Origin of the sequence: Halorussus aquaticus (assembly GCF_024218795.1) — an archaeon.
Classification (GTDB): Archaea; Halobacteriota; Halobacteria; order Halobacteriales; family Haladaptataceae; genus Halorussus; species Halorussus aquaticus.
Genome location: NZ_CP100400.1, coordinates 2094087 through 2116927, shown reverse-complemented (window position 1 = coordinate 2116927; position 22841 = coordinate 2094087). Strand labels below are relative to the sequence as shown.

Below are 22841 nucleotides of genomic sequence, written 5' to 3'. Positions count from 1 at the left end.
GTGATAGGTCTGGATTCCGAGACGCCGTGTCGGAGTCGTCTCGGGCCACCGCGTGACGCGGGTTCGGCGCGGCAATTATGTGACTCGCGCCCCGAGAGGGCGGTATGAAACTCGCCGACCGTTCGGTCGTCGTCGTCGGGAGCGGCTTCGGCGGTCTCTCGACCGCCTGCTATCTCGCCGACGCGGGCGCGGACGTGACAGTCGTGGAGAAGAACGAACAGGTGGGCGGTCGGGCGAGCGTCCTCGAACGCGACGGTTTCAGATTCGATATGGGTCCGTCGTGGTATCTGATGCCCGACGTGTTCGAGCGCTTCTTCGGTCACTTCGACCGGCGGCCGAGCGACTACTACGGACTGGAGCGGTTGGACCCTCACTACAAACTGTTCTTCAAGGACGGCGACGAGATGACAGTCACCGCCGACCGCGAGGCGACCAAGGCAACCTTCGAGGAGTACGAAGACGGCGCTGGCGCGGCCCTCGACGCCTACCTCGACGAGGCCGAGGAGACCTACGACATCGGGATGGAACACTTCGTCTACACCGACCGTCCCCGCTTCCGCGACTACGTGGACTGGGACGTGTTCAGGCACGCCCGCGGACTGACGTTCCTCGGGTCGATGCAGGACCACGTCGCGGAGTACTTCGACCACCCGAAACTCCGGCAAGTGATGCAGTACACGCTCGTCTTCCTCGGCGGGTCGCCCAAGAACACGCCCGCGCTCTACAACCTGATGAGCCACGTCGATTTCAACCTCGGCGTCCACTACCCGGTGCGCGACGACGAGGAAGACTCTCCCGGCGGAATGGGCGTCGTCGTGGACGGCATCGCCGAGATGGGCGCGGAGATGGGCGTCGAGTACCGGACCGACAGCGAGGTCCAGTCCATCCTCGGGTCGGCGGGCAACTTCCGCGTGGAGGTCGAAGACGGATACCTGCGTAGCGACTTCGTAGTCAGCGACGCCGACTACGCCCACACCGAGCAGGAACTGCTCCCGCCCCAGAGCCGCCAGTACGACGTCGACTACTGGGAGTCGCGAACCTACGCCCCCTCGGCGTTCCTGCTCTACCTCGGCGTCGAGGGCGACGTGGACCCGCTGGCCCACCACTCGCTGGTCCTGCCGACCGAGTGGAACGACCACTTCGACGGCATCTTCGAGGACCCCGCGTGGCCCGAGGACCCGGCGTACTACCTCTGCGTGCCGAGTCAGACCGACGACGCCGTCGCGCCCGAGGGCCACAGCAACCTGTTCGCGCTGGTCCCCATCGCGCCCGGACTCGACGACGACCCCGAGACCCGCCAGCGCTACCGCGAGTTCGTGCTGGACGACATCGCCGAGAACACCGGCGTGGACCTCCGGGACCGCATCGTCGTGGAGGAGCGGTTCTCCGTCTCGGACTTCGCCGACCGCTACAACTCCACTCGGGGCACCGCGCTCGGACTCGCCCACACCCTCCGCCAGACCGGCCCGCTCCGGCCCGGCCACCGGTCCTCGGAGGTCCCCGGCCTCTACTTCACGGGGTCGTTCACCACGCCCGGCATCGGCGTCCCGATGTGTCTCATCAGCGGCCAGCACACCGCCGACGCCCTGCTGGAGGACTACGGCGAGTAGCCCCATGCTCGACTCTCGACCGACCGGGGCGCTGGGCTACCTCCTGACGCTCTCGCGGCCGCGATTCTGGCTCTACCTCGCGGGACCGGTCCTCGTCGGGGTCACCTACGGCGCGTCGTCGGTCCCGGACCTGTTCGCACCGAGCGCCGTCGCGCTGTTCGCGTACTTCCTCGTGCCCGCGAACGTCTACCTCTACGGCGTCAACGACGCGTTCGACGCCGACGCGGACGCGGAGAACCCGAAGAAGACGGGCGAGGAGGCGCGGGAGGCCCGGTTCCGGGGCGGGGTCGGCGTCGCCGCAGTCGTCGCGGCCTGCGGTCTCGCGGGGCTGGCGTTCGTCGCGGTTCTGCCACTCGGCGCGACGGTCTGGGTCGTCGGGTTCCTCGTCCTCGGGTACGCCTACAGCGCCCCGCCGTTCCGACTCAAGACCGTCCCGCCGCTGGACTCGGTCTCGAACGGTCTCTACGTCCTGCCGGGCGCGGCGGCGTACGTCGCGCTGGCGGGCGAGCAACCGCCCGCGCCCGCGCTTGCGGGCGGGTGGCTCTGGGCGATGGCGATGCACACCTTCTCGGCGGTGCCCGACATCGACCCCGACCGCCGGGCCGGGATTCGGACGACGGCGACGGTCCTCGGCGAGCGCGCGACGCTGGCGTACTGCGCGGTCTGCTGGCTGGCGGCGGCCGCGGCCTTCGGTCTGCTCGACGTTCGGGCCGGGGCGCTCCTGCTGGTCTACCCCCTGTTCGCGGCGGGAGTCGCGGAGACCGACGTGAGCGTCTCGCGGGCCTACTGGTGGTTCCCCGCGGTCAACACGCTGGTCGGGATGGCGCTGACGCTCGGCGGTCTCTGGGGGGTCGTGCGTGGCTAGTTCGCCGACCGACGGGTCGTCGTGGGACCGGCGGCGAGTCGAAGCGGCCCTCTCGGCGCTCGTCCGGGAGAACCGGTTCACCATCGCGGTGGTGTTTCCGCTCGTCGGGGCCGCGCTGTTCGTCGCCAGTCGCGAGGCGTGGCTCCCGGCGTGGCTGGCGATGAACCCGACGCTGGTGCTGTTCGGAACGCTCGTGATGCGACTCCCGCTGGTGGCCGGTCTCGCGCCGCTGGTGGACCGGCGGGCGGGCCTCGGCCTGCTGGCGGTCGCGGCCTACAGCTACGCCGTCGAGTACGTCGGCGTTCACTACGGCGTGCCCTACGGCGAGTTCAGCTACCAGTTGGAACTCGGACCGATGGTCGGCGGGGTCCCTATCGGACTCCCGGTGTTCTTCCTGCCGCTGGTGGTCAACAGCTACCTGCTCGTCGTCCTGCTGCTGCCGCGGGCCGGATGGCTCCGGCGGACGCTCGCGGCGCTCGGCGTCGTGCTGGTCGTGGACCTCGTACTGGACCCGGCGGCGGTCGGTCTCGGCTTCTGGCGCTACGACGGCGGCGGAGTCTACTACGGGGTTCCGCTCTCGAACTTCGCGGGGTGGGTGCTGAGCGGTCTGGTGGCGATCGCGCTGGTCGAGTGGGGGTTCGACCGGGACGCGCTGGCGGCGCGGCTTCGAGACTGCGAGTTCGCGCTCGACGACTTCGTGAGCTTCGTCGTCCTCTGGGGCGCGATGAACGTCTACTTCGGCAACTGGGTCGCGGTGGCGCTGGCGGTCGGCCTGTCTGCGGGACTGGTCCGCGCCGACCGCTTCGACTTCGTGGGGGTCGGCCGCGAGCGCCCCGAGCAGGGCTGACTGTCCCGAAGCTTCGGTCGAAAACTGACGCCTCGGCCGAACTCAGTCGGCCTGCGGCGTCCCGTCTCGATGCTCCGGACTCGCGCGAACGCCCTCGGCTTCGGGAACCGCGCTCACCGCTCGGAACACCGTCACCGGGTCCCGCGAGCGCTGCCAGTGCCACCGCGTCTTCGCCCAGAGCCACGCCGCGCGAACGACCCCGACCTCGGGCGGCGACGAGAACACGTCGTAGTCGAGCGCACGGATGAGTCGGTGGTGTTCGGCGTAGAGGACGGCGGCGTACAGCACCGCGAACTGACAGTCCTCGGGGAGGTACTCGATGCCCGCGACCCCTTTCCGGTACTTGCGCTCGGTGCGCCGGAGTTCGTGGGCCATCGCGTCCCGGAAGCCGTCGGTCGGGTCGCAACGCCGAACGTCGGCCTCCGTGACGCCGTATCGCTCGCGGGTGTCGCCCGGAAGGTAGATGCGGTCGTGGTCCTCGATGTCCTCGCGCACGTCGCGCAGGAAGTTCGTCAACTGGAACGCTTCGCCGAGCGCGACCGCGTGGGGTTTCGCTCGCTCGGGGTCTTCGACGCCCATCACCGACTGCATCATCACCCCGACCGCCGCGGCCGACCCGCGCATGTACGCCTCCAGTTCGTCGTAGGTCTCCCAGCGGCGCTTCTCGACGTCCGAGAGCATCGCGTCGATAAAGATTTCGACCTCCTCGTCGGGAATCCCGCGTCGCTCGCGCACTTCTTGGAAGGCGGCGAGGACGGCGTCGTCGGTCTCTTCCCTGCCGAGCGCTTGCGCCCGGAGTCGTTCGAGTCGGTCGCGTTGCTCCTCGGGGGGTCGGTCGGTCGCGCCGTCTACGACCTCGTCGGCCACGCGGAAGAACGCGTAGAGGACGTAGGTCGGGTGGCGGACTCGCTCGGGGAGCAACCGCGTCGCGAAGTGGAAGGTTCTGCCGGTTCGCTGCTGAATCGCCTTGCTTCGTCGGAGTTGTCGGTCGGTGACCATTCTGTCTCCTGTAGTTGTGCAAAGTCCGGCCGAACAGCAGCGCCTCGCAGACTCGGTATAAGGATTCCTCGGAGTTAATTGTTGGCGTGGGAGAAGTCCCCGCCGACGGATACGCTGCGTCTCACACCGTCGCCCCGACCGGCGGCGCGTCATACGTGGCGGAGTTCCGACTCCGGCACGTCGATGCGACCGTCTCGGCGACTATCGCGGACGCGTCTGCGGACCGTCTCCGATTCGGGAATCGACGCCTGCCATCACGCCTTTCCCCGTCGATACCCTCCATTCGTGCGCATGAGTTCTTCCAACGCCGCTTCCGAGACGGCGGACCGGAGTGGGAACGACCTCGCGGGACGAGTCGGCACGCTGGCGGAGACGGTCGGCCCGAAACTGGCGCGTCACGCCGGGTCCGGCGACCTCGCGCTCGCGTCGGGAGTCGTCTCACTGCTCCGTGCGGCCCGGACCTTCCTGAAGGGGAACCGAAAGCGCGGCGTCCGACAACTGCTCGGCGGCCTGTTTTGGGTCGGGGTCGCGCTCGCCCAGCGCCGGTCCGGCGGAGCGGACGACTCCGGCGGGTCGCGCGGGTCGAGCGAGCGCCGCTCGGGGACCGACGTCTCCGAGGTGGCCGACACCTCGCCGCACGTGGAAGACGCCGTCGAACCGGGCGGCCGCGACACCGACCACGCCACCGGCGAGAGCGTCGTGGACACCACCGACGCCGACGTCGAGGAGTCCGACACCGCGCCGGAGGTCGGCGCGTCCCCCGACGCCGCCGGTGACGTGGACGACGAGGACGTGGACCAGCGAGACGTGGCCGAGTCCACCCCGATCGAAGACGCCGCCGAGACCGGCGACGAAGACGAGACCGAGTTCCAGTCGGACGGCGACACGGAGACCAAATCGGGGTCACGAGACGAGGCGGAAACTGAGTCGGACTCGGTGTCGGAAGACGAGGGGACGGCGTCCAGTGCCGACGCCGAAGACGAGGAGGCGGCGACCGAGGCCGACGAGCGCGTCGAGACCACGTCGGGGGAGTGAGGACGCGTCGGCCCCGCGAGTTTTACGCTTCACCGTCCAATCCGGAGGCATGGCCGACGAACTGCTCGTCTACGGCTCGTACGGGTACACGGGCGCGCTCGTCGCGCGGACCGCGGTGGAGGAGGGTCTCTCGCCAGTCCTCGCCGGGCGAACCGCCGAGAAGGTAGAGCGACAGGCGACCGACCTCGGTCTCGACCACCGGGTGTTCAGTCTGCAACACCCCGAGGTGGTCGAGTCGCAGGTCGAGGAGTTCGCCGCGGTGCTGAACTGCGCGGGACCGTTCTCGAAGACCGCCGAACCGCTCTACTCGGCGTGTCTGAACGCCGGGACCGACTACCTCGACATCACCGGCGAAATCGACGTGCTGGAGGCCATCGCGGGCCGCGAGGAGGAGGCCGAGGCGACCGGCGTGACGCTGCTCCCGGCAGTGGGGTTCGACGTGGTGCCGACCGACTGTCTGGCGGCCTACCTCCACGAGCAGTTGCCGTCGGCGACCCGCCTCTCGCTGGCGATCGACGGACTCGGGACGTTCTCGCCCGGCACGGCGAAGTCCATCGTGGAGGGGTTGTCGACACCCGGTGCGGTCCGGCAGGACGGTCGGATTCGCTCGGTCCCGGCGGCGTGGAAGACCCGCCACCTCGACTTCGGACGGGGCCGCAAACCCGCGGTGTCGATACCGTGGGGCGATATCTCCTCGGCCTACTACACCACCGGGATTCCGAACGTCGAGACGTTCGCCACGGTCCCGGAGTACGCCGCTACACTGATGGCGAAGACCCGGTCGCTCGCGCCGGTCCTCGGGACGAAGCCGGTCCAGAAGGCGCTGAAAGCCGTCGCCGACGCGGTGGTTTCGGGACCGACTCCCGAAGAACGCGCCCAGAGTGTGAGTCGCATCTGGGGCGAAGTGACGGACGACGAGGGGAGTCGGGTCACCGCGCGAATGCGGACGCCCGATACCTACGACGTGACCGCCCAGACCGCGGTGGAGTCGGCCCGGCGCGTCGCCGAGGGCGAGGTCGGACCGGGGTTCCACACGCCCGCGTCGGCGTTCGGCGCGGACTACGTGCTGGAGTTCGACGGCGTCGAACGCGAGGACGCGAGCCAGCGGTCGGCGGTCGGGACCAGCGTGGGAGAGTAGCCGACTCCCGCCGAGTCGTCGCGGCCTGTACTGCTTGGGAAGTGCGCCTCGTTGGAACGATGATTGTGAATATTTTGATTAGAACAATTTAGCTTTGGACAGTAGTGAGATTTGGTTGCTATGTCGGACGAAAACGGCGTGTCGCGACGCAACGTCCTCAAAACGTCCGGTGTCGCCTTCGGGGCGGGCATCACGACTCTCGCGACGTCGGGTACCGTCTCGGCCTCGCACAACGAGTGGAACGAGGGGGACATCGTCTCCACGGACGGGAACAGGGTCCCCGGTTGGTACAGTTGTGACCTCAACGACTTAGACAAGGAAATCGACGGACAACCGGGAGAAATCGTCGGCGGTCCCTGCTACAACGGGTCGGACAAATTCTGGAAGGTCGAACTGAGCACCCTCGGCGACGTGCGGTGGTTCAATCAGGGCCTCCTCACGAGGGAACGCGAAGGATGACCAGTTCCCCCTTCTCTTTAGAGGCTTACTCGCCCGACGCGGACGGACACTTCGGAGAGCAAGTGAACGCGAGCGGAACAGTGCAGGTGAAAGCGAGCGGAACGATAGACCAGACGAATACTTACTCTAGTGGTTGCGCGTAGTCGACCTGCTTCGGTCGGAAACCCGTGTCGCGGTAGAACCGACGTGCGTCCTCGTTCCGCCACTCGCAGGAGACCTTGAGGTGGTCGCAACCCCGCTCGCGGGCTATCTCTTTCACGCGCTCGACGACTTCCGTGCCGTGGCCCTGCTTCCGGTAGTCTTCGTCGATTGTGAGATTCACGATGCGGAGATACCGTGAATACTGCCGGGAAGGGTGATTGCCCTCGCGGAGCGTGACGAAACCGATGGTCTCGCCGTCGTGGACGACGAGGTAGTCGGTAACGTCCTCGTCGTCGAGATGGGCGCGGAAGCCGTCGTCGGAGACCGCGTCGAGTTCCGTGTCGGCGAGTGTATTCAGTTCGTCGTACCCCTCCATCGCTCTCGCGAGGTCGTACCAGCGGTTCACGAGCGCGTCGAGGTCTTCGGCGGTGGCTTCGACGAGTTCCATACAGCAACCTTCCCCGACAGTCACACTTCAAGATTCTCTAGGGATGCTACTACGGGACACGATTCGGGAGGTACTATCCAGAGCCGAGACGGCTTCCCTGAGAAGAAAACTCAGGACCGACCGCTCCATCGTTTGCGGTCAGTACCGAGACGAAGCAGGAGTCAAGCCGGTGGAGGGATTTGAACCCTCGGCCTATTCCTTACGAAGGAATCGCTCTAGCCAGTCTGAGCTACACCGGCGCATCGCAGTGCGCACTCAAACATAGTCGCAAGAACGGGCTTAAGCGTTCCGAAATCGCCCGACGTTAGCGAGACAGTCGCACGTCGAGACAGACGTTGAGTTCGTGGGGCGCGTACGACCGGACGACGTGGCGCGTCTCGACTTCGACCTCGTACTCTGGGTCCGCCGCCGCCCGAATCGCGGTCTCGCCGGGTCCGAACGGGTCGTCCTCGTGTTGGATGTCGTAGTAGTGAATCACGCAGTCGTCGCCCGCGAGTTCGACCGCCGTGTCGAGGAACTCGTCGGCGCTGTGGGGGAGGTTCATCACTACGCGGTCGGCCCAGTCGCTGTACTCCGACGCGACCTCTTCCCCACCGTCGGACTCGTCCGACGACCCCGAGACGACGTCTCGCACGTCTCCCTGAATCGCGGTCACCCGGTCGGCCACGCCGTTCCGGCGGGCGTTCTCCCGGAGGTACTCCACCGCTCGCTCGTTCAGGTCCACGCCGACGACTTCCGCGCCGCGCTTGGCGAAGGGGACGACGAAGGGACCGACGCCCGCGAACATGTCGAAGGCGCGCTCGCCCGCTCGGACCTGCTCGGCGACGCGGTTGCGCTCGGTGGCGAGGCGCGGCGAGAAGTACACTTCGGCCACGTCGAGCAGGAACTCGCACCCGTACTCGCGGTGGACGGTCTCCGTACTCTCGCCGACCAGCACCTCCCAGTCGCGAACGCGCAGTTCGCCTTTGACCTTCGAGGCGCGGTTGACGACCGTCTCGACCGGCAGGTCCGAGGCCATCACGGCGTCGGCGATCTCGCGGGCGGTCGCGGGGTCGTCCTCGTCCAGAATCACGATGTCGCCGAGTCGCTCGTAGGTGGGTTCGAAGCCGAGCAGGTCGGCGGGCGTCTCCGGCGTATCGCGTTCGCCGACCGCTCGCGTCACGATCTCCAACTCCTCGGGCACTGCATCGGCGTCCGTGACCGGGAGGTAGAGGCGGCCGTCTTCGACCTCGATTTCGAACTCGTTGGCGAGCAGACCCGCCTCCGCCAGTCGCTTCCGGGTCTCCTCGCCTCGCTCGCGCTCGACGCGCACGCACGGCGCTTCCATACCACTCGCTTCTCGCGGCGGGCGGTAAGCGTGACGCTTCGCGGGCGTCAGGCCCCGCCGGTCGCGGCCCCGTGTCGCGGTGTTCGCGCAGGTGCGCCCCGAGGTCGATGGCCGTCTCTAGCGCGACCAGCAGCACGAGCGCCGAAAGAGGCGACCCGAGCGAGAGACGTCCCGTGACTACGAGACCTCGGCTTCGGTCGACTCCGGGGTGCGCTCGTCGTCGCGCGTCCGGTCGAGCACGTTCATGACCCAGTTGGCCGAGACGCCGTGGACGACGATGGACGCGAGCGCGACGAATCCGATCAACGCCCAGAGTTTGTCGGCGGCGACGAGTAGCTCTATCTCGCCGAACGACGCCTCGTTGAGCGCGAACGCCAGATAGTAGAACGAACCGATGCCCCGGATGCCGAACGAGGAGACGACGAGTCGCTCGCTCCACGGCATCTGCGACCCGAGTAGGCCGACGACTCCGGCGAGCGGCCGGACCACGAAGATGAGCGTGAGACCGACCACGACGTCAAGCAGCGTCAGGGGAGCCAGCAGACCGCCCGCGATGGCCCCGCCGAACAGCACGAGCACGGTCGCCATCACGATTCGCTCTATCATCACGGCGTAATCGTGGAGCGCGACGTAGTACTCGTGTTCCCACTCGTAGTGGCGGAGTTCGAGCGCCGCGACGAACACCGCGATGAAGCCGTAGCCGTGGACGAGTTCGGTCACGCCGTACGTGATGAGGGTAGCCGCCAGCGCCTCCGCGCCCTCCATGACCTTTCCGAGTTGGGTCGTGACGGGTTCGCTGAAGATGAATCGGGCGAGCACTTGCCCGGCGAGGTAGCCCATCACGACGCCGACCACGATTTCGTAGAGGAAGTGGACGAGGAACCACTCGCCCAACCACTCCAGCGACGAGGCTCCGGCGGCCGCCGCCATGGCGATGGCGAGGTGCGTGAACGGGAACGCCAGTCCGTCGTTGAGACCCGCCTCCGAGGTGAGCGCGAACCGGACCTCTCCTTCCTGCTCGGTGGGGTCCACCTCCTCGTCCATCCCCTCGGTCGGCGGCGACGCCTGCACGTCGGAGGCCAACACCGGGTCGGTCGGCGAGACTATCGCGCCGAGCAGGACGGCGGTCGGGAGGAGCGTCCCGAGCACGCCCCACCCGAGCAGTGCGGCCGCGACGATGGTAATCGGCATCGTGATGCCGAGCAGTCGCCACGTGTTCGACCACGCTCTGGGGTCGAAGGGTCGGTCGAGTTTCAGTCCCGCACCCATCAGCGCGATTATCACCACGAACTCGGTGAGTCGCTCGGCGAGTTCCCCGTGTTCGACCGGGTCTGGAACCTCGACCCCCAACGGGAGCGAGAACAAGACCACTCCGGCGGCGACGTATATCAACGGGAACGACATCGGCTTGTCCGAGAGAACTCGCGGCAGTACGACGGCCCCCAAGATTGCGATACCGACGAGCAGCAAGGCGGCTTCGTAAGCGGCCATTCGTCACGACGTACTGTATTTCGACGTAAATGCCCGTGGGCCATATGACGGGGTTGAGATACGTTCCGCGGACCAGACCACGCGGGAGTCGTCTCGGTCCGCACCGACTCGAAAGGCTATAGCCGTCCCCGGTCCCTATCGCTTACATGCTCACATTCGTCGGTCTCGGTCTCTACGACGAGCGTTCGATAACCGTCGAGGGGCGAGACGCCCTGCGAAACGCCGACCGCGTCTTCGCGGAGTTCTACACCAGCAAACTCCTCGGCGCGACGGTCGATGACCTCGAAGCCTACCACGACGCCGACATCGAGGTCCGCGACCGCGCGGGCGTCGAACAGGACCCCGAGGACATCCTACGCGCCGGGAACGACGGCGACGCGGTGTTCCTCACCGCGGGCGACACCATGATTTCGACCACCCACGTGGACCTCCGACTCCGCGCCGAAGAACGCGGTATCGACACGCAGGTCGTCCACGCGCCGACCGCCGAATCCGCCGCCAGCGGACTGACCGGACTCCAGAACTATCGGTTCGGCAAGGCCACGACGCTCCCCTTCGAGTACGCCCACGGTGCCGACGGCGTCCCCGCGAGCGTCACCGAGGCGCTCGACGAGAACCGCGAGCGCGGTCTCCACACGCTGGTCTACCTCGACATCAAAGTCGGGGAAACCCCGACAGGCAATCGGAACGCGAAGCGTCCCGATGACAAGGTCCAGAACGACGAGTACATGACCGCAGACCACGCCGCCCGACTGCTCGCCGACGACTACGGCGACCTGCTGGCAGTCGTGGTCGCGCGCGCCGGGAGTCCGGACCCGCTAGTCGCGGCCGACCGACTCTCGGACCTCGCCGACCGCGAGTTCGGCGACCCGCTCCACCTGCTGGTCGTCCCCGGCGACCTCCACCACATCGAGGCCGACGCGCTCGGCGAACTCGCCGACGCGCCCGAAGAACTCCTCCACGTCGAGTAGTCGCCCTCACCGGACGAGCTACAACTGGCCGCAGTACCGCCGAAGAACTCTCTCACCGTTCCGAGTGATTCTGTCCGCGAGAGCACGGACGACAGCGTCGCCGGTCACTCGCCGTTACCGTCGGCGGCGACCGGCCGGTCGGTCCCCACCGCCGCGTGGAGGTCGTACTCGTCGCCGGTCACGACGTAGAGAATGTCCTCGCCGACAGTCAGTAGTTCGGGCACCTCGCGGGCGACGGCCCACGCGATGCCGACCAGCGCGACGACGGAGAGACTCTGGGCTATCACGCGGTCGGAGATGAAGTACGACACCATGTACGGATTCTCGTAGCCGACCAGCGACATCGTCGGTTCCACGAACACCTGCAGCCACTGCTGGCTGAACGCGAGCGTGATGAACACGACGCGGGCGAGGTTCAGCGCCCAGATGACCGGGATGGCGACGGCGAGGGCTCGCAGCTTCCGGCGGACGGGGGTGCGAACTGCGGCGATGAGGCCGCCGAAGATGGCCATGCTCCCGAGACCCGTGCAGGCGAGCAGGACGTTGATGGTGAACTCGCCGTGGTTCTCGGTGGCGAAGAAGTACGCGCCGCGGATGGTCTCGTCGCGTTGGATGACCTCAAACTCGTAGCCCAGCGACCGCATGACGAACTCGCCCTGCCACGCCACGGTCTCGATGAGCCACTCGTTGGCGGGTGAAATCATCGTGAACGGCATGTAGATGAGACCCATGAACGCGACGGCTCGCGAGAGCAGGAAGAGAGTCTCCCGCCCCTGCAGAAGCAGGTAGCCGACGTAGAGACAGGCCGGGAGCGCGACGAAACTCAGCGCCCCCTCGATGAAACTCCGCTGTTCGAAGGCGAAGTGGGGGAACAGGGCGAGCCAGAAGACGCCGAAGACGCCCCACGCGCCCGCCGCGAGGTAGCGTGCGCGTCCGCGTCCGTGGCCGTCGTCGTACCAGTCGAGCGCGGTGGCCGCGGCGAACAGTCCGATCGCGAGCCACGCGAGTCCGTCGGTTAACGGCGAAGTCACTGTTAACGGAGTGAAAGCGTCCCCCGAATAAAGAGTTGACGGCTCCGGTCGGGGTGGGTAACGTCGGCCTACGAGTATGGAAACGGTCCGTTTCGTCCGCGCGAGTGCAGTCGCTACGGAGTCGAACGCACGAAAAATGGGGACTGCGAAAGACCGGGAAACCCGGTGGTTAGTTAGCTACGATCAGTTGCTGCGGCGGAGAGCCAGCAGCGCGGCGGCGACGAGCGCAACCATCGAGACGGCGACACCGAAGCCGGGGATACTACCAGTCTGTTCGGTGGTGGTGGTCTCCTCGGTGGTGGTCTCTTCGGTCGTGGTCGTCGTGTCCGCGGTCGTAGTCGTCGTGGTCGTCGTCTCCGTCGTGGTCGTCGTAGTGGAGTCCGACGTGGTGGTCGTCTCGCCGACGTTGGCTTCCGTGCTCACGGTGCCGGAGATGGAGTCGTAATCGACACTGCCGACTCCACCGGTGTTGCGGAGCGAGACGGTGAACTCAGTCCCGTTGTTGGCGTTGCTGAAGTCGAACGGAGCGGAGAAGTTACCGCTCTGGCCGACTTCGGCGGTGGCCGACTTCAGGAAGTTACCGCCAGCCTTGGACTGGACGGTGAGTTCGGTACCGGGTGCGAGGTTGGTCGTACCCGTGATGTTGACCTCGCCCTGCGGGACGACAACGTCGTTGCCGCCGTTGATCGTCGCGGACGGTTCCTCGACGGTGAACGTCGTGGAGACCGTCTCGTTGTTCTTGACAAGCTTGTGGAACTCGGGGGTCACCTTGAAGGTGGCGTTCCACTCGCCAGTCGGGAGCTTCTTGTTACCGTTGACGAGAGCCTCACTGTTCGTGTTGATCGCAGCGTAGAACGTGTTGTTCTTCGCGTCCTGGAAGAGGGTAACGCCTGCGTTGTTACCTGCGAACGAAGTGACGTTCGAGTTCGGACCAGGGTTCGCGTCACGGACGGTGAAGTTGAGACCGTCCGAACTGGAGTCGGAACTGAGGTGCTGCTGGCTCAGGTCGCCGTAGAGGCCAGAGGCCTTGACCTGAACGATCGCGTAGTCGCCCTGCGCGGCGTTGTCACGCTGGGTGACGACGTCGGGCAGGTCGCTAGTTTCGGTGTCGGAGTTGATCGACGACTGCGGCGCAATCCACGACTGCGCGCTGTCGGTCGAACGCTGGCTGATAGCGAGCGTCGCAACGTTGACGGGTCGCCATCCCTCGTTGGCGTTGTCCGGCACCGAGACGCTCAGCTCGTAGTTACCCGAGGCGAGCGGACCCGAGATGTCAGTACCCTTCCGGTACTTGACATCGTCGGTCAGCGTAAGGCTGTCCGACGAACCTTTCACCGAGATGAATTTTTCGTCGCCCTGCGTCAGAGCAGTGTTGAGCAGGATGGTCGCGTTCTTACCATCGTCGTTATTGTCCTGGACGTGGACGTCCGCAACGAAGTTCGTCTCGGCGGACCCGATGGTAACGTTGGCGGTCTGGGTGTTCTCCATCTCGACCGGAATCTCGACGACGTCACCGCGCTCTTCGCCGATGACGGTCTGCGGGAAGTACGCGTTGACCTTGCCGGGCTTGTTGAGTTGGAGGTTGATGTCCTTGTTCGCCGCTGTGTCAGTGACGTTGACGTTCAGCGTGTAGTTGCCAGTACCGGACTCTTTGGCGAGTCCCTCGATGGGGACCGTGATCGACTTGCCACCGTCCACTTCGCGGTTGAAGGAACGAGTAACGTTGGTGAAACCGTTTGCGTTGGATTCGACGGTCACGTCGAAGCTACCCGCACGGTTCGTGTCCTTCAGGTTGATGGTGATATCTTTTGAGTCGGTTGTCGTCGTAATGTTCGTCTTCTTGAACTCGAGCGTCTGCGGGACGACCTGGAACTGTAGGCCGGTGTTACCAGACTGGTCCGGACCCTGAAGGATGTACTTACCTTCGAGGTCGTTCCGGGTGAACTGGATGGCACCGCTCTCGTTAGCGTCGTACTGGTCGACGTACGTGCCGACACCATCGTCGTAGGTGTACAGCGTTACGGTCTTGCCGCTCCAGTCACCGTCGTCTCCACCTGCGTCGTTCTGTGCGTAGATCGTCTCCCCATTGAAGACGATCTTGTCGTTGTTGAGGTTCGCGGCAGCAGCACTTCCTGCGAATGCCGTGACGCCGGCGAAGACCGACGTGACGAGCATCGCAGCCAGAAGTACGCTGCGCATTTTGTCTGTTGTCGTTGTCATGTTTGGTTTGGTTATTCGGTCGGCGACAGCACCTTTCCTGTGCCCTTCGGGGAAACCCGGCACCGCGCCGGGTGTGGGCCGCTCGTACTCGCTACTGCCACCATGGGTAGGGGTACAGACATAAGGTTATGCCAAGGTTATAAGTGCTTTGTGGTCTGTGACTTGGCTCGTTACTCCGTCTCACGAAAAGTTATTGGTCCGTTTCTGGGCAGCCTCAGCGCTTCAAGAGCCGAAATAGCCGAATTTGTCGGTGAAGTATCCTGAGAGACGTTCGCACGACCGCGTTCGGTATTGCGAAGCATCGAGACCGCTAGAAACGGCCGATTTCGTCCGCCCGTGACGTCGGTTACGGGACACGTCCGAACGTCGCGATTCCCTTATAAAAGAAACGTGCCACTCGCGACGCTACGGTCAGCGTGTATTCGCGACGAAAAATGGAGTCGGACGCGACGTTACGCTCCGTCACTGACTGCGGCGTATCGCCAGCAGTGCCGCCACCACGAGCGCGACGAGCGCGACGCCCACGCCGAAGCCGGGGATACCGCCCCCGCCGCCCTCTTCGGTCGTCGTCGTTTCCTCGGTTGTCGTCGTCTCTTCGGTCGTTGTTGTCGTCTCTTCGGTCGTTGTTGTCGTCTCTTCGGTCGTCGTTGTCGTAGTCGTCGTCTCCACCGTCGTCGTCTCGTTGGCGGCGGGTCCGCCCGCCGCGAACTGACCTTCGACCAGTAGCGCGTCGCTACTCACGTTGTAGTTCGGAACGAGCACCTGCGCGCTGGTTCCGTTCTCGACGTTCGGCAGGTCGAAGTTCACCGTCCAACTCCCGTTCTGATTCACGGTGGCCTCTTCGGTTCGCAGGAACGCGTTGGAACCGGAACTCTCGATGCGAACGTCGAACGTGCTCCCGGGCGCGAGCGTCGAGTTACCGGAGACGGTGCCGCGTCCGAGCGCGACCCGAAGCGGTTGGTCGCCGGTCGCGTTCTGGAGCGTGACCTGTCGGTCAACGACGTCGAACGTCGCCGATACCGACTGGTTCTGCTGGACGTAGGGGTTCTCCTCGGTCATGGTGAACGTGACGTTGTACCGACCGTCGGTCTCCAACCCGTTGGTGTCCAGCAGCATGAAGAAGTGGTTGTTCTGCGGGTCGGTCACGAGCGTGACGTTACGGGCCGGAATCGACTGGGCCTCCGCGTTCGGACCGAGGTTGGTCCGCCGGATGGAGGCTTGCAGGCCGAGCGACCGATTGGTCAGGTTGGCCGACTCTTGGAGGTACCCGTACAGTCCGGACCCGCTGACCTCGACGACCGCCCAGTCCCCGCGCGCGATGGTGTCGTCGCGGCTCACTGCGCCCAATAACTCGGAGACGCTACCGGGTTCGGCCGAATCCGGGGCGGTCCACACCGTCATCGACTGCAACGACGGTTCGTTCAGTATCAGATTCGCCACGTCTGTCGGGGTGCCGTCTACGAGCGTCCGCACACCGTACTCGCCCGCGTCGAGCGGCGTCGTCAGCGGTTGGGTGTCGAGGTTGTAATCGATTATCTCGTCGCCCTCAGACACCGTGAACCCGCCCGTCGGTGCGATGTTCCGACCGGCGACGAACGTGTTGAGTCGGAGCGTGACCTGCCCGTCGTCGTCCGCGTCCCGGACGCGCACGGTGGCTTGGTAGTTCTTCTCCTGTGAGCCGACCGTGACGGTCGCGGTCTGCGTGCCGTTGAGTTGCACGCTGAACGTGGCCACGTCACCGCGCTGTTCGACGACCACGCTCTGGTTGAGGTTCGCGCCCTGTTCACCCGGTTCTCGAACCTGGATCGTCGCGCGTGCGGTCACGTTCGTGTCTACCGGACTCACGACGATTTCGTACTCTCCGGGACTCACTGTGCTGAAGTTGGCGTCAAGAGCGTCGCGCGGACCGGTCACGGGGCGTGACAGGACGACCTCCTGCTGGCCGTCGCCGTCGATGTCCGTCCGGTTGGCCGCGAATATCTCGGTGAGTTGCCCGGCACCGAGTTCGTCCGACCGCAGGACGACCCGGAACTGACCGCGGTTCGACCGGAGTTCCAAGTCGGTCAGCGAACTATCGCCCGACGCGGTCGTGACCGTCTCGTCCGAGAAACTGGCGTTCAGCGACTGGGACGCGATCTCGAAACTCGGGTCGTTCGCCGTCGGGGTCTCCGCTATGGTTCCGTTGGCGAAGAACACGGGGGTCCCGTTCTCGTTCACGACCACGTACTGGCCGACGAGATCGGACGTCTGAATCGTCGCCGCGCCCGACCCGTTTAGCAGGAACTCGGTGACCAGCGCACCGGCGTTCCCCTGCCCAGACTCGTCCCACTCGCGTAACTGCCAAGTCTCGCTGGCGTTGCCTTCACCGGCACGCACTACCAACTGTTGACCCTGCCAGAACGTCTCTCCAGAGTCGAGTCGCTCTAACGTCCCATCGTCCGCGGGTTGAGCCTGTACCCCCCTCGCGTCGGACGCCGCCCCGGCGAGGGCGGCCGGTCCGACGACCATCGCCGAAACTACCAATATCGTCAGCCAAACGCTCCGTAACTGATGTACTCGTGTCATGTGTAGACTCTCAAGTATTCGTTCGAATGGATGCCGTTGCCGACTCTACCCTCGTCCCCACCCAAGGCCGCGCTTAACGGTAGTGCCTCTCGGCAAAGAGAACAGCATGGCTAACAGCATATGCCTTGTGGGGAAATAGAGCATTTCAGCGCCTACGCAGGCTGAAAACGGCGTATTTAGGCGCGGATATATCGGTTACGGAGGCGACCGTACGGTCGCCCTACTCGTCGCGTTCGAGAATCTCGATTTCGTGGCCGTCCGCGTCCTTCGTGAAGGCGTAACGGTTGTCGCAAGATTCGGGGTCTCGGTAGTCCTCGGCGTCGCGTTCCATCAGCGTCGCCCAGTCGTCTTGGAGGTCGGCGGCGCGGACGGCGAGGTGGCCCCACGCGTCGCCCAACTCGTACGTCCGTCCGTCGTAGTTGTACGTGAGTTCGACTGCCATCGCCTCGTCGGCCGCGCCCTCGGGTTTCATGAAGTAGTTGGCGAAGGTGTCGGACTCCCAGCGGCCGGTGTGTTCGTACTCCAGTTTCCGGGTGTACCATCCGAGTGCGGCGTCGGCGTCCTCGACGCGAATCATGGTGTGGTCGAGGCTCCAGCGCGCGCCGTGGTCGCGCTCGACGATTTCGATTTCGTGGCCGTCGGGGTCTTTGACGAAGGCGTAGGAGCCACCGCAGGAGTCGGGGTCGCGGTAGTCCTCGACGCCCTCGTCCATCAGTTGCTCGTAGGCGTCGTAGACGTCGTCCACGCGCACGGCGATGTGGCCCCACGCGTCGCCCATCTCGTAGGTGCGGTCGTCGTGGTTGTACGTGATTTCGAGGAGCGCGCCCTCCTCGTGAACGTCCTCGGGACCGAGGTAGACGTTCGTGAAGGTGTCGGCCTCCCAGCGACCTTTCTCCTCGTAGTCGAGGTGGTCGCCGTACCAGTCGAGCGTCTCGTCGAGATCCTCTACGCGCATCATCACGTGGTCGAGTGTGGCGTTCATGCGTTCGACGCTTGGGCGTTCGCGAGCGAAAAGGGTACCGCTCGCGGAAAGGCGGTTCTATCACGCTACGGTAGTCTCCTGTCCCGCTACGCTTGGCCTTCACGCGTGGGCACGCGAACGAAGTAGACCATCAGGACCGCACTGCGGGTCTGGGCGACTCACGGCCACAGCGCGCGCCGGAGGTCCGACCAGTGGAACCACCACGCCGCGGTCCAGAGCAGGACAGACCCGACGGGAACCGCCAGCAACCCCGGCCGCGCCATCCCGAGCGTGAACCAGAAGTCGCTCGCGCCCGCCAGCGCCAGCAACCCACCGGTCACTCGACGGTCCTCCCAGTTCGGACCGAACTGGCCGAGAGCCGCGCTCCCGACCGCGATCAGGTACAGCAGAGTGGCGACGGGCCACGCGAGCAGGCGGTTCGGGAGTCCCCTCGTGTAGACGAACAGGTAGTCGGGAAGCGTCGTGACGTGGAGCGGGTCGAACGTCGCCAGCCCCCACGCGAACACGAAGTCGCCGGTCGAGAAAACCGTCCACGGAGCGAAGAAGAGTGCGAGTAGCGCGAGCAGTCGCCGGGGGTCGGTCGGCCGGTCCATCACTTCCGGACGACGAGTCGGAGCACGTCTTCGTCGGCGAGTTCGTGGCTCTTGCCGACCTGTTGCTCGTCGTGCTTGGCGCTCGGCCCGCTCACGCGGGCGAACCGGAACCGGTCTTCGAGTTCGCCGCCGAGTCGCCGCGCGGCGTCCCCGACCGTGCTCCCCTTGGGGAGGACCAGCGGTTCGTCGCGGTCGATGCCGCGGCCCGGCTTGTCCATGTAGATGCGCATGAGACCGAGTTCCTGCCAGATGGACTCCTTGAGCGAGTCGAGACCCCTCTCGGCCTCGGCCGAGATGAAGATGGCTTCTTCGGGGTCGATATCGTGCTCGCGGAGGTCCTCGTTGACGGTCTCGACGTAGTCGGGTTCGATGAGGTCCACCTTGTTGACCGACACGATGGAGGGGATGTACTCGCGGTTGTCCATCACGCCGTCCACGAGGCGGTCGATGTCCACCTGCTCGCGGATGGTGACGTCGGCGTTGACGTAGCCGTGTTCGCGCAGGACCTCCTTCACCACGTCCTCCGAGAGGTCCAAATCGACGCTCGACGTGACTCTGATGCCGCCCTTGCCCTTCTTCGATATCTTGACGCTCGGCGGCGACTGGTCGAGGCGGATCTTGTTCTCGTAGAGTTCCTTCTGGAGGCGCTCGTACTGGTCTATCTCGAAGACCGAGAGGACGAACACCACGAGGTCCGCTGCGCGGACGACCGACAGGACCTCCTGTCCGCCGCCGCGGCCGTGTGCCGCGCCCTCGATGAGACCGGGCACGTCGAGCAGTTGGATGTTCGCGCCGTTGTACTGCAGCATCCCGGGATTGACGTTGAGCGTCGTGAACTCGTAGTCCCCGACTTCGCTCTCGGCGGCGGTCAGCGAGTTCAGTAGGGTGGACTTCCCGACGCTCGGGAAGCCGACGAACGCGACGGTGGCGTCGCCGTGCTTCTCGACGTGGTACCCCTCGCCGCCGCCGGCGGAGGACTGGTTCTCGAGTTTCTCCTTCTTCTCCGCGAGTTTGGCCTTCAGCCGTCCGATGTGCGACTCCGTGGACTTGTTGTACGGAGTCTCGGCTATCTCCTCGCGGAGGTCCTCGATTTCTTCCTCCAGTCCCATTACCAGTGAGTCGGCCGTGCGCGCCGAAAAAGCCTTTCTTTCTGTGGAGGGGCACCGACGCGTCTTCTCGCACTTCGATACGTTAATATGCCGGTAGAGAACACCTCGCAAACGACGATGCCGGACCCCACCACGCTACGGGATAGCACTCAGTTCGTCCTCCCGGCCGAGGTGCTGGACGGATTCCGGGACGACCTCGACGAGCAGTTCACGCTGACGTTCTTCGAGGTGGACGCGAGCGGCCGCGGGTCCGGTCAGAGAGAGAGCACCGACGCCACAGGAGCGACGGGCGGCAGCGGGGAACCCCGGGAAGGCGAACAGGAAGACGCGAGCGACGAAACCGACCGAAACGACGGTTACGTCCGCGTTATCGGGAGTCCAGTGGAGATCAAAGCCGCCAGCGAGTTTCTGAGTCGACACGGCGTGAGCGTCCGGTGAGAGTCCCGACGACCGAAAGATAAGCCTTAAAACTGCTCCGCGGGTTCGTTTAGGTATGGCTGAGACGATAGAAGTACTCGTTCCCGGCGGGCAGGCGGACCCCGGTCCGCCCCTCGGTCCGGAACTCGGACCGACCGCCGTCAACGTACAGGAGGTCGTCAACCAGATCAACGACCAGACCGAGGCCTTCGACGGTACCGAAGTCCCGGTGACAATCACCATCGAAGACGACGGTAGCTTCGAAATCGAGGTTGGCGTCCCGCCGACGGCGGCGCTCATCAAGGACGAGGCCGGTTTCGATACCGGAAGCGGCGAACCCCAGAAGGACTTCGTCGCGGACCTCTCCATCGATCAGGTGAAGAAGATCGCCGAGCAGAAACACCCGGACCTGCTCGCGTACGACACGAAGAACGCCGCGAAGGAGATCGTCGGGACCTGCGCTTCGCTCGGCGTCACCATCGAGGGCGACGACGCCCGCGAGTTCAAGGAGAAGGTGGACGCTGGCGAGTACGACGACGTGCTGCTCGACGAAGCCGCAGCGTAACCTCGATTCCTTTCGTTCCTGCTTTCTACCTCACCCGTAGCCGTTCGGCCGTCGCCCGCGCGAACGGGCCGTCGGCAGGCGACCCTATCGACGAACGCCCCCTGTCTGGAGACCCTCTCCGGTCACTACGCGAAGAGCGAAGAAGAGAGTCGAACGCAAAGAGGTGAGAGTCGAACACGGAGAAGAGCGGACCTCCATCACTCGTCGAGACGATGCCCCGACCCGACCGAGTGACTACTGACCCACTTCCCTCGCGTGGAGGTTCGAGGGTCGCGTCGCGCGGAACAGGTCCGGTTCGCGCTCGCGCGTGCATCGCAGCAACGGGTCCAGTTCCTCGCCGCCGTCTGCGAGTTCCACCGTGCCGCTCTCGCGGTCGTACTCGATCGCGGACGCATCCGAGAGCCTCGGCAGGTGGGCGTGAACCAGCGAGGTCTCGACTGCACTCGGGTCCGTCTCGTCGCGTTCGTCCGACTGCCACGCGGCGATGCGCCGGGCGAGTTCCGCGACGGACGTTCGGCCGTTTCGTTTCAGGGTGTAGAGAACGCCGCGGCGTCGGGCGTCTCGGAGGAGGTCGAAAGCCACACTTACGTCGTCGACTGACTCGGTTCGCTGTTGGTCCGACATACAGGACCATCCTGGTGCCGGGGGTACATTAACCGGATACTCACTCCCGTCGATTGCAACGAGTTCGTTCCGGCCGTTGCAACTGTTTCAATGCGCGATTACTGTCTTTTAAACCCTGCTGAGGTTCGCGACGACCGACTCGGGGACCTCTCGCCACGGTCGGTTCCAACCCGTACCTCTTTAACCTATCAGGAACCGAACGTCGGGTAATGCTCGCGGGAACCAACGTCGCGCTCGGGGTGACGGGTAGCATCGCGGCGGTGAAGGTAGTCGAGTTGGCGCACGAACTCCGGCGGCGCGGCGCGTCGGTCCGGGCGGTGACGACCGAGAGCGCACGCGGAATCGTCCACCCGTGGGCGGTCGAGTTCGCCACCGAGAACCCCGTCGTCACCGAGATCACGGGGCAGGTCGAACACGTCGAGTTGTGCGGCCGCGACGGGTGGGCCGACGTACTGCTCGTCGCGCCCGCGACCGCGAACACGGTCGGGAAGATAGCGGGAGCCATCGACGACACGCCGGTCACGACCTGCGCGACCACCGCGCTCGGCGCGGGCGTGCCGGTCGTCGTCGCGCCCGCGATGCACGAACCGATGTACGACCACCCCGGCGTCCTCGACGCCATCGAGCGCGTCGAATCGTGGGGCGTCGAGTTCGTGGACCCCCGAATCGAGGAGGGGAAGGCCAAAATCGCCACCGTGGACACCATCGCGCTCGACGTCGCGCGCGCCACCTCGCCCGACTTGTTCGAGGGCGCGAACGTCGTCGTCACCAGCGGCGCGACCAGCGAACCCATCGACCCGGTGCGCGTGCTGACCAACCGCGCCTCGGGCAAGACCGGCCGGGCGGTCGCGCGCGCCTGCTACGCGCTCGGCGCGGACGTGACGCTGGTCCAGCAGGGCGGCGACGTGCCCTACGCCGAAGTCGCGCAGGTCGAGACCGCGGCCGAGATGACCGAGGCGGTCCTCGACCGGGTGAACGCCGGGGCCGCCGACGCACTCGTCTCGGCCGCTGCCATCGCGGACTACACCGTCGAGACCGCCGACGAGAAGATTCGTTCGGGACAGGACCTCACGCTCGACCTGTCGCCGACGCCGAAACTCATCGACGAGGTCCGGGACGCCAGCGACGTTCCCATCGTCGGGTTCAAAGCCGAGACCTCCGGCGACGACGAGGCGATGGTGGCCGAGGCGCGGGAAACGCTCGAACGCGCGGCCCTCTCGTTCGTGGTCGCCAACGACGCCAGCGTGATGGGCGACGACCGGACGCGGACGCTGTTCGTGCGCGAGAACAGCGTCCGGGAGTACGAGGGGACGAAGGCGGCGCTGGGGTGGCGAGTGGCCGAGGAGTTGGCAGCGGAACTGTCGCAGTAATCGGTGGGGCTTCGACGGAGTCCGAAAATCGAAG

General features: G+C 65.6%; 21 protein-coding genes and 1 tRNA gene. 10 read left to right on the top strand and 12 right to left on the bottom strand.

Annotated elements, in window-relative coordinates; all coding sequences use genetic code 11:
- The first annotated feature begins 104 nt into the window (after nt 1-104).
- From crtID to cruF, 3 genes are read left to right on the top strand one after another with little or no spacing between them, the layout of a single operon-like run.
- Nucleotides 105-1610: a bifunctional phytoene desaturase/3,4-desaturase gene (crtID, locus tag NGM06_RS10930; protein WP_254266989.1), complete on the top strand. Its 1506-nt coding sequence runs from the start codon at nt 105-107 to the stop codon at nt 1608-1610.
- A gap of 4 nt (nt 1611-1614) precedes the next feature.
- Entirely contained in the window at nt 1615-2475 is an 861-nt protein-coding gene (locus NGM06_RS10925; protein WP_254266988.1) for a prenyltransferase, read from the top strand.
- The gene (cruF, locus tag NGM06_RS10920) at nt 2468-3322 is read left to right on the top strand and encodes a bisanhydrobacterioruberin hydratase (RefSeq protein ID WP_256567930.1); all 855 of its coding nucleotides are present in this window, start codon (nt 2468-2470) and stop codon (nt 3320-3322) included. Before NGM06_RS10925 ends, cruF begins: the two co-directional genes overlap by 8 nt.
- 42 nt (nt 3323-3364) lie before the next feature.
- Here cruF and NGM06_RS10915 read toward each other — a convergent pair whose 3' ends face one another.
- On the bottom strand, nt 3365-4321 hold the full coding sequence (locus tag NGM06_RS10915; RefSeq protein ID WP_254266987.1) for a phytoene/squalene synthase family protein: 957 nt from the start codon (nt 4319-4321) through the stop codon (nt 3365-3367).
- A 291-nt stretch (nt 4322-4612) separates the two neighbouring features.
- On the opposite strand from NGM06_RS10915, the gene NGM06_RS10910 reads away from it, so the two are divergent.
- From NGM06_RS10910 to NGM06_RS10900, 3 genes are all read left to right on the top strand, one after another.
- Complete coding sequence (locus NGM06_RS10910; protein ID WP_254266986.1) at nt 4613-5356, top strand: hypothetical protein; 744 nt, start codon at nt 4613-4615, stop codon at nt 5354-5356.
- 49 nt (nt 5357-5405) lie between these two features.
- Nucleotides 5406-6494 carry a saccharopine dehydrogenase family protein gene (locus NGM06_RS10905; RefSeq protein WP_254266985.1) on the top strand — a complete coding sequence of 363 codons (1089 nt, stop codon included), beginning with the start codon at nt 5406-5408 and terminating at the stop codon, nt 6492-6494.
- Between the two features lie 120 nt (nt 6495-6614).
- A complete protein-coding gene (locus NGM06_RS10900) occupies nt 6615-6953 on the top strand; it encodes a twin-arginine translocation signal domain-containing protein (RefSeq protein WP_254266984.1) in 339 nt (112 codons plus the stop codon).
- Between the two features lie 121 nt (nt 6954-7074).
- On the opposite strand, the gene NGM06_RS10895 is transcribed toward NGM06_RS10900, so the two are convergent.
- The 4 genes from NGM06_RS10895 to NGM06_RS10880 all read right to left on the bottom strand — a co-directional run bounded on the left by NGM06_RS10895 (nt 7075) and on the right by NGM06_RS10880 (nt 10360).
- A complete protein-coding gene (locus NGM06_RS10895) occupies nt 7075-7542 on the bottom strand; it encodes a GNAT family N-acetyltransferase (RefSeq protein WP_254266983.1) in 468 nt (155 codons plus the stop codon).
- 164 nt (nt 7543-7706) lie between these two features.
- Nucleotides 7707-7781 (bottom strand) — tRNA-Thr (locus NGM06_RS10890).
- A gap of 65 nt (nt 7782-7846) precedes the next feature.
- Nucleotides 7847-8869 (bottom strand): class I SAM-dependent methyltransferase, encoded by a 1023-nt coding sequence (locus tag NGM06_RS10885; RefSeq protein WP_254266982.1) that lies wholly within the window; start codon nt 8867-8869, stop codon nt 7847-7849.
- 177 nt (nt 8870-9046) lie between these two features.
- Entirely contained in the window at nt 9047-10360 is a 1314-nt protein-coding gene (locus tag NGM06_RS10880) for a cation:proton antiporter (RefSeq protein WP_254266981.1), read from the bottom strand.
- 146 nt (nt 10361-10506) lie between these two features.
- On the opposite strand from NGM06_RS10880, the gene dph5 reads away from it, so the two are divergent.
- A complete protein-coding gene (gene dph5 / locus NGM06_RS10875) occupies nt 10507-11331 on the top strand; it encodes a diphthine synthase (protein WP_254266980.1) in 825 nt (274 codons plus the stop codon).
- A gap of 104 nt (nt 11332-11435) precedes the next feature.
- Here dph5 and artA read toward each other — a convergent pair whose 3' ends face one another.
- From artA to NGM06_RS10845, 6 genes are all read right to left on the bottom strand, one after another.
- Nucleotides 11436-12362, bottom strand: a complete 927-nt coding sequence (artA, locus tag NGM06_RS10870; protein ID WP_254266979.1) for an archaeosortase A — start codon at nt 12360-12362, stop codon at nt 11436-11438.
- 183 nt (nt 12363-12545) lie between these two features.
- Nucleotides 12546-14561, bottom strand: a complete 2016-nt coding sequence (locus NGM06_RS10865; protein WP_254266978.1) for a DUF7827 domain-containing protein — start codon at nt 14559-14561, stop codon at nt 12546-12548.
- A 483-nt stretch (nt 14562-15044) separates the two neighbouring features.
- On the bottom strand, nt 15045-17090 hold the full coding sequence (locus NGM06_RS10860) for a DUF7827 domain-containing protein (protein ID WP_254266977.1): 2046 nt from the start codon (nt 17088-17090) through the stop codon (nt 15045-15047).
- Nucleotides 17091-17367: 277 nt separating this feature from the next.
- Nucleotides 17368-18129 carry a VOC family protein gene (locus NGM06_RS10855; protein WP_254266976.1) on the bottom strand — a complete coding sequence of 254 codons (762 nt, stop codon included), beginning with the start codon at nt 18127-18129 and terminating at the stop codon, nt 17368-17370.
- A 158-nt stretch (nt 18130-18287) separates the two neighbouring features.
- Nucleotides 18288-18722 carry a TIGR04206 family protein gene (locus NGM06_RS10850; RefSeq protein WP_254266975.1) on the bottom strand — a complete coding sequence of 145 codons (435 nt, stop codon included), beginning with the start codon at nt 18720-18722 and terminating at the stop codon, nt 18288-18290.
- Nucleotides 18722-19831, bottom strand: coding sequence for an OBG GTPase family GTP-binding protein (locus NGM06_RS10845; protein WP_254266974.1), 1110 nt, complete (start codon nt 19829-19831; stop codon nt 18722-18724). The genes NGM06_RS10850 and NGM06_RS10845 overlap by 1 nt, the downstream gene beginning before the upstream one ends.
- A gap of 117 nt (nt 19832-19948) precedes the next feature.
- Between NGM06_RS10845 and NGM06_RS10840 the strand changes: the two genes are divergently transcribed.
- Together NGM06_RS10840 and NGM06_RS10835 are read left to right on the top strand one after the other, a co-directional pair.
- Nucleotides 19949-20269 carry a VNG_1110C family protein gene (locus NGM06_RS10840; protein WP_254266973.1) on the top strand — a complete coding sequence of 107 codons (321 nt, stop codon included), beginning with the start codon at nt 19949-19951 and terminating at the stop codon, nt 20267-20269.
- A 55-nt stretch (nt 20270-20324) separates the two neighbouring features.
- A complete protein-coding gene (locus tag NGM06_RS10835; RefSeq protein ID WP_254266972.1) occupies nt 20325-20813 on the top strand; it encodes a 50S ribosomal protein L11 in 489 nt (162 codons plus the stop codon).
- A 234-nt stretch (nt 20814-21047) separates the two neighbouring features.
- Here the strand turns inward: NGM06_RS10835 and NGM06_RS10830 are convergent, their stop codons facing one another.
- Nucleotides 21048-21395, bottom strand: coding sequence for a DUF7344 domain-containing protein (locus NGM06_RS10830; protein WP_254266971.1), 348 nt, complete (start codon nt 21393-21395; stop codon nt 21048-21050).
- 251 nt (nt 21396-21646) lie between these two features.
- Here NGM06_RS10830 and coaBC point away from each other — a divergent pair, with 251 nt between their 5' ends.
- A complete protein-coding gene (gene coaBC / locus NGM06_RS10825; protein ID WP_254266970.1) occupies nt 21647-22807 on the top strand; it encodes a bifunctional phosphopantothenoylcysteine decarboxylase/phosphopantothenate--cysteine ligase CoaBC in 1161 nt (386 codons plus the stop codon).
- The last annotated feature ends 34 nt before the right edge of the window (nt 22808-22841 follow it).